Source organism: Pseudomarimonas salicorniae (assembly GCF_023156535.1).
In the GTDB taxonomy this organism is placed as follows: domain Bacteria; phylum Pseudomonadota; class Gammaproteobacteria; order Xanthomonadales; family Xanthomonadaceae; genus Pseudomarimonas; species Pseudomarimonas salicorniae.
The window spans coordinates 202,729-217,316 of sequence record NZ_JALNMH010000006.1 but is presented as its reverse complement, the minus strand read 5'-3'; the positions used below and the strand labels follow the sequence as shown (position 1 = coordinate 217,316).

Sequence of the window (14,588 nt, the reverse complement as noted above, 5' to 3'; positions counted from 1 at the left end):
CTCAAAGCGCGCTGTCATCGAGCTCGCCGGTGCGGATGCGCACCACCTGCTCGAGGTTGCTGATGAAAATCTTCCCGTCGCCCACCTTGTCGGTACGCGCGGCCGTGGTGATGGCCTCGATGGCTGCGTCGAGACGGTCGTCGCTGACCGCGGTCTCGAGCTTCAGCTTGGGCAGGAAATCGACCGCGTACTCGGCGCCGCGGTACAGCTCGGTGTGCCCCTTCTGTCGACCGAAGCCCTTGACCTCGGTGACGGTCAACCCCGATACGCCCACCTGTGCCAGCGCTTCGCGTACATCGTCGAGCTTGAACGGGCGGATGATGGCGGTAATCAGTTTCATCTGGCTCCTCTCGTTCCCTTCTTGTGCCGCAACTGCGGCGGATCACTCCCCGCTCCTGCTCTGCTGGAACCGTGCCAAGCTGACCCGCAACTGAATTTTGTGCGTTGCAACAAGCACTTGCGGTGCGTCCCCCGTCTGATCGACCCCGGCATCGCACCCCCCCGGTGCGTTTTTCCAGGCCGCGATCACGCATCTGGTGCATGACGCGCCCTTTTCCTCCGCTGCGTATCATCGGCAGCCTTCCCGCCACCGGAGTGGAACGATGCGCCTTGCCCTCAGCCTGCTGCTGCTGCCCGCCCTCGCCCAGGCCGAGGCCGCATCGCCCACCTGGCTGCATTGCGGCCAGATCTTTGATTCGGCCAGCGGCAAGCTGCTCGGAGAGCACGCCCTGCGCATCGAAGAGGGCCGGATTGCCGAAGTCGTTGCCGGCGCCCCTCGCGGCGAGGCCATCGACCTTCGAGGCCATACCTGTATGCCGGGTCTGATCGACCTGCATGTGCACCTCAGCAACGAAACCAATCCACAGGCCTACGCCGAGGGCTTCCGCCTCAACCCCGAGGATTTCGCCTTCCGTTCGGTGGGCTATGCGAAGCGCACGCTGCAGGCAGGCTTCACCACCGTGCGTGACCTCGGCGGTCATATCGCACTGTCCCTGCGCGACGCCGTCGACGAGGGGCTCATCGAGGGCCCGCGGATCATCGCGGCGGGTAAGTCCCTGGCCACCACCGGCGGTCACGCTGATCCGCTCAACGGAGTCAGCCGCGACCTTCTGCACAGCTTCGGCTATCCCGGCCCGGAAGACGGCGTGATCAGCGGCCCGCTGGAGGCGCGCCGCGCCGTGCGCCAGCGCTACAAGGAAGGCTCGGACATGATCAAGCTGACCGCCACCGGCGGCGTGCTGAGCTTCGCCAAGAGCGCCGACAACCCGCAGTTCCTGCCCGATGAGATCGAGGCCATCGTCCGCACCGCACGCGACTACGGCTTCAAGGTGGCCGCCCACGCACACGGCGCCGAGGGCATGAAGCGCGCGGTGCTGGCCGGCGTCGACACCATCGAGCACGGCACCTACATGGACGATGAGGTGATGAAGCTGATGAAGGAGCGCGGCACCTGGTACGTGCCTACCCTGATGGCCGGCGCCTTCGTCAGCGAGAAGAGCAAGGATCCCGACTACTACCCGGAGATCGTCCGCCCCAAGGCCGCGCGGGTCGGGCCGACGATCAGCGCCACCACCGCCAAGGCCTACAAGGCCGGAGTGAGGATCGCCTTCGGCACTGATGCCGGCGTGTTTCCGCACGGCCAGAACGCCGGTGAGTTCGCCCTGCTGGTCGAGGCCGGGATGAGTCCCGCCGAGGCGCTGGTAGCCGCCACCCGCAGCGCCGCACAGGCGCTCGGAATGGAAGCCGAGATCGGCAGTCTCGAGGCCGGCAAGCACGCCGATGTGGTCGCCGTCCGCGGTGATCCGCTGCAGAACATCCGCCTGATGGAAGAGATCGACTTCGTCATGAAGGCGGGCCAGCGCTACCGCTGAGCGTCTGCAGCCGGCGCGGCGTTAGATGGCCGCCGCATCCTGCCCGGCCGACCCGCTGATCTGCAGCGGGCCACCCGGGCGGCGCCGCGAAGGCCATCGCGGCGCCGCTGCACAGTCCTGCTCAAGGCTGCGAGGCGTCGACCCGCTCGAAGCTGCTTTCAAAGATATCGACGCGCGGCGCAATCACCGCCATCGAGCCCGTGCCCTGGGTGCTCTCCGGCGCGCCCACCAGCACCGTGTCGCCCAGTACCGCCAGGTTCGCGCCGAACCCACGGCTGTCACCCGGCGCCCGCACCTCGTCGACCAAGCGATAGTCGGCGTCGAAGCGGAACACCCGCCCTGCACCGCCATCCAGCCCCGGCGCGCCGACCAGCAGCCCGTTCTGGGTGAAGGCGAGCGAGGCACCGAACCGACTGCCCGGCACATCCACGCCGGGATCGAGCCTGATCGGGGCGCTGCCTGCCCCGGCCTTGTTGGCCACGCTGTAGCCGAATACCGCCGGCGGGATTACCCAGGAACTGGCCTGCCCACTTTCGTACTCGAACTGCACAATCGGACTGATCTCCGAGGGACGAGCGCGGGTGCGCGGTTGGAACCGGACCGTCCCGGAGCGACCCGCTGCGCCGGCCGGTGCTGAAGGGTCGGCGAACTCGTGGACGACCTGCCCGGTGGCCGCGTTCAGAAGCCGGAACGACAGGGATCCGAGCACCTTGCTTTCTTCAGCGGCACGCATCTCGCCGATGAACACAGAACCGTCCGAGGCAATGCCGATATCCAGTGCATCGCTGTTGATGGGCCTGATGCCCCGCACAAACGATCGCCGCCGCGCGGTTTGCCATGTGGTACTGCCGCCGAGACGGGGCTCGCAGAGGTGGGCCTCTCCGTCCCGGTCCACGATCACGCAGTGTTCCCCCTCTAGCGCAACGGCGAAGCCCAGCCCTGAGTCCGTGGTGTCGTCGGGAAACTCGAAGTCGCTGACCAGGGCCCAGGTGCTCCACGTGACATCGCGCTCGTAGATGCCGGCGCGGAACTGATCGGGAAAGATGCTCTTGCCGGCGAAGGGGTCTCCCGGGGCGCCGACCAGCAGCCGATAGCGCTCGCCGTCCTCACTCAGGCTGCAGTCGAGCGCGGCGCCGAACTCGTAGGCCGGCACCCCCTGGGGCGGGCGGATGGCGCCGGTGTGGAGCAGCGTGCCGTCCCTGAGCTCGTAGTGCATCACCCGCCCCCGACCGCCGTCGGCGTTCGGCAGTCCCACCGCCATGACCCGGTCACCACAGGAGGTCATCACCGCGCCGAATCGATCGCCTTCGGCGATATTGGACGGAATCAGCAGACTCGAGGCCGGGGGCGCCGGGAGCTTGAGCAGCTGGTCGGCCCCCTGCGCTTCCAGGAACACGTCTCCGCGGGCGTTCACCGTCGGGTACAGCGAGGCAAACTCGTCCGAGGTCGCGATGGGCTGCGGAAAGCCGTCGCTGTTGAGGCGGGTGATCACGCCGCGGGCGCCGCCCAGATAGATCTGCCAGCGGGAGTCCACGGCAATCCGCTGGGTTCGCGGCGGATTGGGTTGCGCACCCAGCCTCGACAGCACGCTGATCACGCCGTCGGCCGAGACCTGGAACAGCGAGCCCGCGCTGTCATACACATAGCGCACGCCGCCGGGACCAAAGGCCGGGCCCGAGAGGGTGCCGCGCACCGGAGTCGTACCGTCGCCTTCGGGGCCGAGCAGGCGCACGACGACATCGTCGGCCGGGGTCGATTCATCGCGCGGATCGAATTCGTACAGGGCCGGCGTCTGCGCAGTGGCATCCACGAACAGCACTCTTCCGCCCGAGCCCAGCACCAGCCCCGCGGGCGCGGTGAGTGGCTGCCCGCCGGCCACACCGCCCGGTCCGACCAGCTCGCGGATTACGGATGCGCCCGACTGCTCGCCAATGACGACCACGTTGCTGCTCTCGCCCCCCGTCACGTACACGACGTCGCGGTCGACCAGCGTCTCCCGCGGCGAGGTCAGCGTCACTCCTGCAGCGGGCATGCTGCCGCTACTGAGCACTACGATCTCCGGGCTGCCGCTCTCGCCCACGATGAGTGCCACCACCTTGTCACTACCGCGACAGGCCAAGGTGACGATCTCATCTGCTCCCACAGCCTGGACGCCGGGGTTGCGCACCGAGAGGCCGGTCGGGCAGGCGCAGGGCGCGGCCGGCCCTGCCGTGCCATCAAAGACCTCCCTGATGTCTCCATCCGGGTTGATCCTGAACACGTTGTTCGACTCGCAGCCCGCGACATACACATTCCCGGCGCGACTCACCGCCACGGGCTGGATGCCGGCGAGCGGATTGAACCCGTCGCCCTCTGGGCCGATCAGCTGGCTGAGCGCCGTGTTGGCCTCACCGGGCAGGAACGGGGTGATGCGCAGGTCGGCATAGCCCGCTTCCGGAGTCGGCCCGGCCGCCATCCCGACCAGGGTCTCGGCGAAGGCCCCGCCGGATTCCACACGGAGGTGCAGGCCGATGCCCAACGTCTGCCCGGGGCCGACGGCGAAGTCGTTGCCGTCTCCGCTGTTCAGCGGCTTGGACATTTCGATGAACAGGAAGGCGCCGTCGTGCCCCCAGGCGGCCAGACCGTCGCTGGAGCCGCCGGCGAGCGTGTCGGCCACCTCCCCCAGGCCGCTCATCACCGCATCGACGTAGGTTGCTTGCGGCGCGGTGCCGCCCCCCTCGGCCGAGGCCCGGTCCTCCAGCGAGTCACGTGCCCCGTCGTGGTCATTGTCGAAGCGCAGCCCCAGCCGGAGCCGGGACTCCGCGGCCAGCGCTACGCGGATCGCCAGATAGAGGTTCTCCTGGTCGTTTGCGAAGTAGAGCGTCGCCTTGCGGGTCCCGCCACCTTCCGCGGCGGGGAGATTGATCGGCGCCACGAAGGAGCCGGCGTCGGCCCACTCGAACGGATCGAAGAGGCCATCCACGGTGATGGTGTCTGCCCGCCCTGCAACGAAGAAGGGCGGGTCGCCGGAAGCCGGATCATGGGCTGCCGTCACTGCCGGCCACAGCAGGGTGGCGAGCAGGGCAGGACGCAGGGGGAGCAACATTCGAGCAAGCATGGGCGGGGTCTCCAAGGGATTCGCCAGCCCAGCGTCCCCGTCTGCCCGGGCGAAGTCCTGAAGAAGTGCTAATCAAGATCTAAACCCCTGCATTTCAATCACTTGAACAGGCCTCGGCGACACATCGGGGCCCGCTGCCCGGCGGACCGGCTATGCTTCAGGCCGTGCCGGAGCGACGGCCGCGCCAGCCCACGCCCCTTGGCATGCGGCTCCTGCGGCCCCACCTAGTTCAGCGATCTCCCTTCCTTCGAGCCAGCCGAGACCATGTTTGCCGATACCCCCGCGGCCCCGAGCACGCAGCCCCATTCCTTTGATGTCCGCACCGAAAGCTTCGAGCAGGACGTGCTGGTCCGCTCCACCGAGGTACCTGTCCTGGTCGACTTCTGGGCCGACTGGTGCGCGCCCTGCAAGCAGCTCAAGCCGGTGCTGGAAAAGCTGGCTGCCGAGTACGGCGGCGCCTTCGTGCTGGCCAAGGTCAACAGCGACGAGGAGCAGCAGCTGCCGGCGCTGTTCGGCGTGCGCTCGCTGCCGACGGTGATCCTGCTCAAGGACGGCCGGCCGGTCGACGGCTTCATGGGCGCGGTACCCGAATCGCAGATCCGCCAGTTCCTGACCCAGCACGGCGTCGAACCGCTGCCCGCCGAACCCGCCGAGCCGGCGCCGGATACGCGCACCCCTCAGCAGCAGATCGCCGACCTTGAAACACAGATTGCCGCCGAACCGGACAACGCGGAACTGCAGCTCGACCTGGCCGTGGCCCTGTCCAGGGCCGGCGAGGTACAGCGCGCCGCCACCGTGCTCGATGGTCTGCCGGCCAACCTCGCCGCCGATGACCGCGCCAAGCGCGTGCACGCGACGCTCGACTTCGCCGCCGCGCTCACCGGCGCCCCCTCCGCTGCCGAACTGGAGGCACGCCTGGCGAAGGACGAGAATGACCATGCCGCGCGCCACCTGCTCGGCGTCCACGCCCTGGTCGGCGGCGAAACCGAAGCCGCGCTGCAGCAGTTCCTGGAACTGCTGCGCCGCGACAAGGCCTGGAACGACGGCGCCGCCCGCCGCGCCCTGGTCGACGCCTTCAAGATCATCGACGACGAGGATCTGGTCGGAAAGTACCGCCGCAAGATGGCTTCGCTGCTGTTCTGACCGGCCGAGACGCGCGCGGCGCTCGCCCGGAAGGTCGCCGCAGCGCGAATTGTCGCCGTACGCAGAGCGGCCCCAACGGGCCTTTCTCCTACACGGGCGTCCTTGGGCGCAACCGCAGCGATGCGCCAGGGGAAAAGAGGGCGCCAAGCGGACCTTCCGCAAAACCCGAATGTAGGAGCCAGCTTGCTGGCGATAGGCGCCCCGGACGGGACGATCGCCAGCAAGCTGGCTCCTACACGCAACGGCGCTGCCAGGTCCGGTTTGCGCCCTTCTGACGCGTCTGAACCCCGACCACTTCCACCGCATTACCGAACTTCAACCACACTCGACTGTAGGAGCGCCCTTGGGCGCGACCGCAGCGCATCGGATTGGCCACAGACCGAGGCCAGAGCGGATCTCCGCGGTCGCGCCCAAGGGCACTCCCACAGAAAACGCGGGCGTTCGAGGGAACGAGGCGAATGCGCACTTCGCGCCCGAAGCGCCCCCTGCCCGCTCAGTGCTTGCCCAGATAGCGCTTCTCGCCTGCGTCGACCGCGGTGTCCATGCGGTTCTCCGGCGGAGGCAGGGGGCAGGTGGAATAGGCATTCAGCGCGCAGGGCGGGTTGTAGGCCTTGTTGAAGTCCAGCACCACCTTGCCGTCCCTGGGCAGGCCATCGGTGTATACGAAGCGGCCGGCGCCATAGGTCTGCTCGCGGTTGGTCCGATCGGCGAAGATCACGAAATAGCTTTCATCGCCGGGCGCCTCGAGGATCGCCTCCAGCCGGTGGACCTCTCCGTTCAGTTCGAACTCGAGCACGCCGGGGTTGGCCATCGGCTCCAGCGTGTTGATGACGCTGGCGATGTCGATGGTCTTGCCCTCGGGATGCGGCAGGAAGCGGGCTTCGACGCGGTAGGCGGGATCGACCGGAAAGCGTTCGATGCCGATGAACCCGGTCCGGGTCGGCGCCTGGGCGTCGCGCACGCGCAGGCCATAGCGTCCGCTGCGCTCGATCAGCACGAAGCTGGCGTCGCCGCCGTTGAAGGAGACCACGGTGGGATCGTGCTCGCCGCCCGGATCAAGCCGCACGCGGCCCTCCGCCGGCGGGCTGATCGCGACGCCAGCGGACGGGTCGGGCGTGAAATGCACGCCGTCACCGGCGCGCTCGATCGTGCCAAGGCGCGCCGGCCCGGTGTTGAGGACGATGTCATTGTCCTCGCCCGCACCGACCGCGTGGCGGCCCTCTTCGATCCAGTGCAGGCCGACCAGGGACAGCCAGCCGGCCGGCTGTTTCAGTCGCTCGATACGGGCGGCGTGCCAGGCCTCGACTCCGGCCCTGTGCGTCGAGGGATCAATGGGTTCAGCAGCCATGGCGGGCAGTCCTGCGGCAAGCATCAGATAGGACAGCAATCGGCTCATGCGGGCATCCGTTTGCGATGGGAGGGCGGCCTGGTGGCGGGTCGCGTGTCAGGCCACCGAGGATAGTCGCGAGCCTGCCCGCGCGTGCGAGCGGGGGATGAATGCGGGGGCAGTGCGACAGCATGAGCTGATTACCGCCCGCGCAGGAACAGCTTGTCCAGCTCGGCCATCGACAGCTGCGTCCAGGTTGGACGGCCATGGTTGCACTGGCCGGAGCGCTCGGTGGCCTCCATGTCGCGCAGCAGGGCATTCATCTCGGGCAGGGTCAGGCGCCGGTTGGCGCGCACCGAAGCGTGGCAGGCCATGGTCGCCAGCAGCTCGTTGCGCTGCTCCTCGATGCGCCGGGTGCTGCCGTGCTCGATCAGGTCGGCAATCACGTCGAGCGCCAGCTGGCGCGCGTCGACGCCCTCGAGCAGGGCCGGGATCTCACGGATGGCGATCGACTGCGGCCCGCTGCGCTCGATGACCAGGCCCAGCCCCGCCAGCGCCTCGCCGGCGGTCTCGACGAAGTCGGCCTCGCGTTCGCTGACCGAGACGCCGATCGGCACCAGCAAGGGCACACGGCGGATGCCGCCGCCATCCTGGGCGGTCTTCAGCCGCTCGTAGCTGATCCGCTCGTGGGCGGCATGCATGTCGACCAGGATCAGGCCCTGGGCGTTCTCGGCGAGCACGTAGACCCCGTGCAGCTGGGCCAGGGCGTAGCCCAGCGGTGGCGCCTCGCCGGGCGCGCTGTCGGGCATCGCCGCGCTGATCGGCGCGGCGCCGCCGCCGAGCCCGGGCGCCGCCGAGGCGCTCGCCGAGGGCGATGCGTACAGGCTGCGGTACTGGGCAAGGGTCTCGCCCACCGCCAGGCCGAGCCCGCCCTGCTGCGGCGCCTGTCCGGCGCCACCTGCAAACGGCGCGTAGGAGGCGGGCATCGTCGATCCGGCCTCGGCCTGCGGCGCGGGCGCCGCATGCCCGGCACGGGTGCCGGCCAGCGCCTCGTGCAGCGAGCGGAACAGGAAATCATGGACGAGCCGGCCGTCGCGGAAGCGCACCTCGGACTTGGCCGGATGCACGTTGACGTCGACCCGCCGCGGGTCGAGCTCGAGGAACAGCACGTAGGCCGGATGGCGGCCGTGGAACAGCACGTCGGCGTAGGCCTGCTTGACCGCATGGGCGACCACGCGGTCGCGCACCGGGCGGCCGTTGACGAAGAAGAACTGCTGGTCGGCCTGCGAGCGCGAGGCGGTCGGCAGACCGAGCCAGCCGTGCAGGCGCAGGCCGGCGCCCTCGTGGGCCACCGCCAGACACTGGCTGGAGAAACCCTCGCCGAGCGCTTCCTGCAGTCGCTTCAGCCGCGCCTCCTCGCTGGCCGCGGCGCGGTAGTCGCGCACCGGCTTGCCGTTGTGGCGCAGGACGAAGCGGCGCTCGCCATGGGCCAGGGACAGCGTGCGCAGCAGGTCGTCGATATGGCCGAACTCGGTGCGTTCGGCGCGCAGGAAGCGACGCCTGGCCGGCACGTTGTAGAACAGCTCGCGCACCTCGATGGTGGTGCCCGGCGGATGCTGGGCCGGCTCGACCTCGCCCATCCGCCCGCCGTCGACGGCCAGCGCGCTGGCATGCTCGTCGGCGGCGCAGCGCGAGGTGATGGCAAATCGCGAGACCGAGGCGATCGAGGGCAGCGCCTCGCCGCGGAAGCCCATGGTCATCACCGACTCGAGGTCGTCCAGCGCGGCGATCTTGCTGGTCGCGTGGCGCTGCAGGGCGATAGGCAGTTCGGCGGCCGGAATGCCACCGCCGTCGTCGCGCACCCGGATCAGCCGTGCCCCACCCTCCTCGATATCCACCTCGATCCGCTGCGCCCCCGCGTCCAGTGCGTTCTCGACCAGCTCCTTGACCACCGAGGCCGGGCGCTCGATCACTTCGCCGGCGGCGATCTGGTTGACCAGGACATCGGGCAGCGGGCGGATCGGCAAGGCAGGCTCCGGAAGGTCAAAGCGCGCGAGTTTACCGCGGGCGCCGCGCCGACTCCGGCAGGGCGGCGATCACCGCGCCGATGAAGGCATCCAGCGCCGCATCGCCGTCGATCCAGCGCAGCACGATCAGCAGGTCGTGGCGGCGGTCGATGTAGACGATGTTCTGGCCGTTTCCGCGGAAGGTGATCGCATCCTCCGGCGCCGAGGGCAGCGCCTTCCGGCCCGGATTGAGAAACCAGTTGGCGTAGCCGTAGTCGGCCTTGGCCGCGCCGGGCGTCGCCGCGCGGGCGAGGAAGACCCGGCCGATGAGCTGGCGATCGCCCCAGCGCCCCTCGCGCAGGATCAGGTAGCCGAAGCGGGCCAGATCCCAGGCGTCGATGAACAGGCCGCCACCCCAGTGCCCGCCGCCCGAGACCGACTGCATCTTCTGCCCGTCGAGGGTGACCCAGGAATTGCGGTAGCCATGCCAGCGCCAGCGCGTGCTGGCGCCGATCGGATCCATGATCCGCTCGCGCAGCACCTCGGGCAGCGGTCGCCGCCAGACCTGCAGCGCGGCCAGGGCCAGCACGTTGATGCGCACGTCGTTGTATTCGTAGCGGCTGCCCGGCGTGTGCCGCGGCGTCTGCGGCCATTGCTCCGGTTCGCCCTCGGGGCGATCGGCCCAGTCCGGGCGCCCCCACAGCGTGCCCTGCCAGTCCGAGGTCTGGCGCAGCAGCATGTCCCAGCTGATCGACGCGTTATGGGCGCTCTCGAAGAGGTCGACATCCGGCGGCATCAGCCGCGCGACCGGCGCATCGAGATCGGCAATAAGACCCCGGTCATGGGCAAGGCCCACCACGGTGGAAAGCACGCTCTTGACCACGCTGTGGGTCATGTCGACCCGCTCGGTATCGCCGAATTCGGCCAGCACCCGTCCGCGGTGGATCACCAGCCCGACCACCCCGTCGGCGCGCACCGAGGTCGGCCCGAGCAGACCACCGAAATAGGGCTCGCGGGAGCCGAAGCCCTGCGCCCACATGATGGCCTGGTCGCGCGGCGCCGGATTCTCGTGCCCGCGGACGGCATCGATGGCGCGCTGCAGCGCCGCGGCATCCACCTCCATCTCGGCGGGCGTCGCCCTCGCCCACTCGCCGCGGGGCGGAAAGTAGCCAGCGTCCGCCAGCGCCGGGCGTGACCCGGCGGAGGCGAGTAAAAGCAGGGCCAGGCCAAGGGCAAGGTGACGCATGGTGTCAGTCTCCGGGGCCGCGGACGGGCGCTGCCTACCCTACCCCGCGCGCCGAAAAATGGCAGCCCGGCTGAACGGTACCGCCCTCTTCACACATGCTTGCAGCGAGATTGGGTTCTGGGTCACACTCCGCCACCGCCGCTTTTCGTACAAAAGTGACGTAGCCAGACCAAAGCAGACGGCGAACACCCGAAACACCCGCCCGGAGCCGGTCGCTTGCAGGGGAGCGATCACGCCATCGGACATGCATTGACCGAGGTAGACGATGAAGTACCTGACCCGCATGCTGGCCTTCACCCGGCTGATGACCCTGCGCCGGCAGTGGAAGGCGATCCGCGCCATCCTGTACCTGCTGTCCGCCGAGCAGGAGGCCAAGCTGGCCACCCTGGTGTTCGGCGAAGCCCTGCGCGCCGAACGCCACCCGATGCCGCAGTTCTACGGTTCCGAGCACGTCGAGAGCTACCAGCCCTGGGGCGACGCGGTGGACAAGGCCTACGAGCAATCCCGCGACGAGGACCCGCGCTGGGCCTACAAGGGCATCGCGACCTGGCTGGCGGTGGTCTTCTACGAAACCCGCAACGCCCCGCTGGCCGGCCTGCAGACCCTGCACAAGGAAGTCGCCCACGACTTCGAGCGCCTGCGCGCCCTGCACGAACGCATCCTCGCCGTCCGCCAGGCGGCCTGAGCCCGGCCCCGCAGCGGCGGGCTCGGGCGCGCAGCGGACATTCATAGGGTGCGGCTGGCCGCACCGGGCACACCGTCCGAACGCCCATATCGGCGCGCCAAGGCAGACCCTACGGGGCTTCGCCGACGACGCCCAACGAAGCCCGACTGTGGGAGCGCCCATGGGCGCGACCGCGGCGCCACGGATTCACCTCAGACGGCGGCCAGAGCGGAACTCCGCGGTCGCGCCCAAGGGCACTCCCACAGTTTGACTACGGCAGGGCCTGCTTTGCGGCGCCAACCGGACCTGGCAACGCCGTTGCGTGTGTAGGAGCCAGCTTGCTGGCGATCGTCCGGTCCGGGGTGCCTATCGCCAGCAAGCTGGCTCCTACAGCGGGACCGGGGCGAATGCGCGCTTCGCGCCCTTTGTTCACCTTGGCGCGCCCATCGGGGCCTCCGCACGCACGCCCCCCGGCAACCCCGTTCCGCGCACGCAGCGCACGCCCGACGCCCGCCGCGCGCGCGATAATGCGCCATGCGCGGAACGGACTCCCCCTGGCGGCTCTCCAGCTTCTACTTCTGGTACTACGCCGCGGTCGGGGCGCTGTCGCCCTATTTCGGGCGCTGGGTGGTCGAGAGCGGTCACGGCGCGCTGGCCGCCAGCGTGGTCATGTCGCTGTGGTATGCCACCCGCGTGCTGGCGCCGCCGCTGTGGTCCTGGGGCTGCTCGCGTGCCGCCGAGCCGCTGCACTGGCTGCGCGCTGGCGCCTGGGCCGCCGCCGTCGGCTTTGCCGGCTTCCTGATCTTCGACTCGCTGGCCGCGGTGCTGGTCACCATGGCGGTGTTCAGCTTTTTTGCCAACGCGATCATGCCGCAGTTCGAGGCCCTGGCCCTCGCCCGGCTCGACCAGCAGCGCGAGCGCTACGCGCGGGTGCGGGTCTGGGGATCGGTCGGTTTCGTGCTGGTGGCCAGCGGTTACGGCCCGCTGCTCGACTGGCTGGGCGGCGCCGCGCTGCCGGCACTCATGCTGCCGCTGCTGCTGATGGTGGGGCTCAGCACGCAGATGATCGGCGGCCACGCACCGGTAGGAATCGCCAGCGACGACGGCCCTTCGCTGAACCTGGGTGAGGTTCTGGCCCGCGGCGAGGTGCGCCGATTCCTGCTGGTGGCCTTCCTGGTCCAGCTGAGCTTCGGGCCGTTCTACGTCTTCTACACCCTGCACCTTGGCCAGCACGGCCACGACGGCCAGGCCATCGGCCTGCTCTGGGGCGCGGGCGTGCTGGCCGAGATCGGCATGTTCCTCGCCATGAGCCGGATCTTCGGCAGCTGGTCTGCGCAGGCGGTGATCGCGCTCTGCGTCGGCGTCACCGCCCTGCGCTGGGGCGTGGTTGCCACCTTGCCCGAGTCGTTCGTGCTGATGCTGCTTGCCCAGCTGCTCCACGCACTGAGCTTCGGCGCCTTCCACGCCGCCACCATGCAGCGCATCAGCCAGTTCTTCCCCGGCCGCCTCGCCCAGCACGGGCAAAGCCTGCTCTACGGTTTCAGTTCCGGCCTTGGCGGGGTCTGCGGGGCGCTGATCGCCGGGCTTGCCTTCGACTGGCGCGGCGGCCTTGCCGCCTTTGCGATCAGCGCCACGGTCTGCCTGGTCGCCCTGCTGCCGGCGCTGCGCCGGAGCTGACCGCGGCGGCGAGGAACCGATCCCCGGTCAGCGCATGCCCAGGTAGCGCCGCGCGATGCCGGCATACAGCGCCGGCAGCCGCTCAAGGTCGGCCACCGCGATGTGCTCGTCGATCTTGTGGATGCTGGCATTGATCGGCCCCAGCTCGACCACCTCGACCCCCAGCGGCGCGATGAAGCGGCCGTCCGAGGTGCCACCGCCGGTGTTCTCGTCTGGCGTGACTCGAAGCTCGGCGGCCAGGGTCTCGCGCACCGCGCGGCGCAGGGCCCCGTCCGGCGTGTAGAACGGCTCGCCCGAGCGGTGCCAGTGGATGGTCGATGAAACGCCGTGCTCTGCGAGTACGCGTTCGGTCTCGGCGATCAGCGCGTCGGAGGTCCAGCACGGCGAATAGCGGAAGTTGCACTGCACCACCGCCTCGCCGGGAATCACGTTGCTGGCCCCGGTCCCGGCGTTGAAGTTGGCGATCTGGAAACTGGTCGGCGGGAAGTCCGGATAGGGGTTGGCGTCCCACTGCCGCGCGCTCAGCTCGAGAAAGGCCGGCAGGGCGCGATGGATCGGGTTGTCGGCCTTGTCCGGATAGGCAACGTGACCCTGCACGCCGTGCACGCGGATCGTCGCCGTCAACGAACCGCGACGGCCGATACGCACCACGTCGCCGAGCCGGCTGGCCGATGACGGTTCACCGACCAGGCAGGCATCGAGGCGCTCGCCGCGGGCGCGGAAGGTTTCGGCGACGCGGCGCACGCCGTCGATGGCGTCGCCCTCCTCATCCGAAGTGAGCAGCAGGGCCAGGGTGCCCGGATGCCCCGGGTCAGCACGCACCAGCGACTCCAGCGCCACCACGAAGGCGGCGACGCTGCCCTTCATGTCGGCGGCGCCGCGGCCGTACAGCTGCCCCTCGCGCAGGGTCGGGACAAAGGGATCGCTGGCCCAGCGCTCGACCGGCCCACTGGGCACCACGTCGGTGTGGCCGAGGAAGGCGAACACCGGTCCGTCCTCGCCGTGCGTCGCCCACAGGTTGTCGACCTCGCCATGGCGCAGCGACTCGATCCGGAAGCCCGCGGCACGCAGCCGCTCGGCGATCAGCGCCTGGCAGCCGCGGTCATCGGGGGTCACGGACGGCCGCGCGATCAGCGCCTCGGTCAGCGCCCGCACGTCGGCCCCGGCCCGATCAGACACCGAAGCGCGCCTTGAACTGCTTGTCGGTGAAGCCGACGCTGACCGCGCCGTCCTCGCCCACCACTACCGGTCGTTTCACCAGGGCCGGGTACTCCTTGATCAGCAGGGTCCACTCCGGGTCGGAGCCCGGGCTCTTGCGCGCCGGCGGGAGGTTGCGCCAGGTCATCGAGGCGCGGTTGATGAGCTTGTCGAAGCCGCCGAGCTTGCCGGCCCACTCGCGCAGGGTCGACGCCGGCACCGGCTGGGCCCGGTAGTCGATGAACTCATGCTCGATCCCGGCCCGCTTGAGCCAGTTGCGGGCCTTGGTGCAGGTATCGCACTTGTCGAGGCCGTAGACGGTGATGGTCATGCAGGACACCCTGTAGCAGGAACGCGAAA

At 69.5% G+C, this 14,588-nt stretch carries 11 protein-coding genes; 4 read left to right on the top strand and 7 right to left on the bottom strand.

Annotation, left to right across the window (positions count from 1 at the left end; translation table 11 throughout):
* Position 1: 1 nt before the first annotated feature.
* The gene (locus tag M0G41_RS08805; RefSeq protein WP_248208088.1) at positions 2-340 is read right to left on the bottom strand and encodes a P-II family nitrogen regulator; all 339 of its coding nucleotides are present in this window, start codon (positions 338-340) and stop codon (positions 2-4) included.
* A gap of 262 nt (positions 341-602) precedes the next feature.
* Here M0G41_RS08805 and M0G41_RS08800 point away from each other — a divergent pair, with 262 nt between their 5' ends.
* Complete coding sequence (locus tag M0G41_RS08800; RefSeq protein WP_248208086.1) at positions 603-1,871, top strand: metal-dependent hydrolase family protein; 1,269 nt, start codon at positions 603-605, stop codon at positions 1,869-1,871.
* Between the two features lie 121 nt (positions 1,872-1,992).
* Here the strand turns inward: M0G41_RS08800 and M0G41_RS08795 are convergent, their stop codons facing one another.
* Positions 1,993-4,956 carry an NHL repeat-containing protein gene (locus M0G41_RS08795; protein ID WP_248208077.1) on the bottom strand — a complete coding sequence of 988 codons (2,964 nt, stop codon included), beginning with the start codon at positions 4,954-4,956 and terminating at the stop codon, positions 1,993-1,995.
* Positions 4,957-5,232: 276 nt separating this feature from the next.
* Here M0G41_RS08795 and trxA point away from each other — a divergent pair, with 276 nt between their 5' ends.
* Positions 5,233-6,111 carry a thioredoxin gene (gene trxA / locus M0G41_RS08790; RefSeq protein WP_248208074.1) on the top strand — a complete coding sequence of 293 codons (879 nt, stop codon included), beginning with the start codon at positions 5,233-5,235 and terminating at the stop codon, positions 6,109-6,111.
* 493 nt (positions 6,112-6,604) lie between these two features.
* Here the strand turns inward: trxA and M0G41_RS08785 are convergent, their stop codons facing one another.
* The 3 genes from M0G41_RS08785 to M0G41_RS08775 form a co-directional block, all read right to left on the bottom strand.
* Positions 6,605-7,507 (bottom strand): DUF1684 domain-containing protein, encoded by a 903-nt coding sequence (locus M0G41_RS08785; RefSeq protein ID WP_248208064.1) that lies wholly within the window; start codon positions 7,505-7,507, stop codon positions 6,605-6,607.
* A gap of 131 nt (positions 7,508-7,638) precedes the next feature.
* A complete protein-coding gene (mutL, locus tag M0G41_RS08780) occupies positions 7,639-9,465 on the bottom strand; it encodes a DNA mismatch repair endonuclease MutL (protein WP_248208055.1) in 1,827 nt (608 codons plus the stop codon).
* Between the two features lie 31 nt (positions 9,466-9,496).
* Complete coding sequence (locus tag M0G41_RS08775; protein ID WP_248208053.1) at positions 9,497-10,690, bottom strand: serine hydrolase domain-containing protein; 1,194 nt, start codon at positions 10,688-10,690, stop codon at positions 9,497-9,499.
* A 265-nt stretch (positions 10,691-10,955) separates the two neighbouring features.
* Here M0G41_RS08775 and M0G41_RS08770 point away from each other — a divergent pair, with 265 nt between their 5' ends.
* On the top strand, positions 10,956-11,375 hold the full coding sequence (locus M0G41_RS08770; protein ID WP_248208052.1) for a hypothetical protein: 420 nt from the start codon (positions 10,956-10,958) through the stop codon (positions 11,373-11,375).
* 513 nt (positions 11,376-11,888) lie between these two features.
* Complete coding sequence (locus M0G41_RS08765; RefSeq protein WP_248208050.1) at positions 11,889-13,031, top strand: MFS transporter; 1,143 nt, start codon at positions 11,889-11,891, stop codon at positions 13,029-13,031.
* A 27-nt stretch (positions 13,032-13,058) separates the two neighbouring features.
* On the opposite strand, the gene dapE is transcribed toward M0G41_RS08765, so the two are convergent.
* Positions 13,059-14,210, bottom strand: a complete 1,152-nt coding sequence (dapE, locus tag M0G41_RS08760; RefSeq protein WP_248208048.1) for a succinyl-diaminopimelate desuccinylase — start codon at positions 14,208-14,210, stop codon at positions 13,059-13,061.
* Positions 14,203-14,559, bottom strand: coding sequence for a Spx/MgsR family RNA polymerase-binding regulatory protein (locus M0G41_RS08755; protein ID WP_248208044.1), 357 nt, complete (start codon positions 14,557-14,559; stop codon positions 14,203-14,205). The genes dapE and M0G41_RS08755 overlap by 8 nt, the downstream gene beginning before the upstream one ends.
* Positions 14,560-14,588: the final 29 nt, after the last annotated feature.

Coding starts and splice junctions, on each gene's coding strand:
- M0G41_RS08765 (WP_248208050.1), top strand. CDS start 11,889: ATGCGCGGAACGGACTCCCCCTGGCGGCTCTCCAGCTTCTACTTCTGG.
- M0G41_RS08785 (WP_248208064.1), bottom strand. CDS start 7,507: ATGAGCCGATTGCTGTCCTATCTGATGCTTGCCGCAGGACTGCCCGCC.
- M0G41_RS08795 (WP_248208077.1), bottom strand. CDS start 4,956: ATGTTGCTCCCCCTGCGTCCTGCCCTGCTCGCCACCCTGCTGTGGCCG.
- M0G41_RS08775 (WP_248208053.1), bottom strand. CDS start 10,690: ATGCGTCACCTTGCCCTTGGCCTGGCCCTGCTTTTACTCGCCTCCGCC.
- trxA (WP_248208074.1), top strand. CDS start 5,233: ATGTTTGCCGATACCCCCGCGGCCCCGAGCACGCAGCCCCATTCCTTT.
- M0G41_RS08755 (WP_248208044.1), bottom strand. CDS start 14,559: ATGACCATCACCGTCTACGGCCTCGACAAGTGCGATACCTGCACCAAG.
- M0G41_RS08770 (WP_248208052.1), top strand. CDS start 10,956: ATGAAGTACCTGACCCGCATGCTGGCCTTCACCCGGCTGATGACCCTG.
- M0G41_RS08805 (WP_248208088.1), bottom strand. CDS start 340: ATGAAACTGATTACCGCCATCATCCGCCCGTTCAAGCTCGACGATGTA.
- M0G41_RS08800 (WP_248208086.1), top strand. CDS start 603: ATGCGCCTTGCCCTCAGCCTGCTGCTGCTGCCCGCCCTCGCCCAGGCC.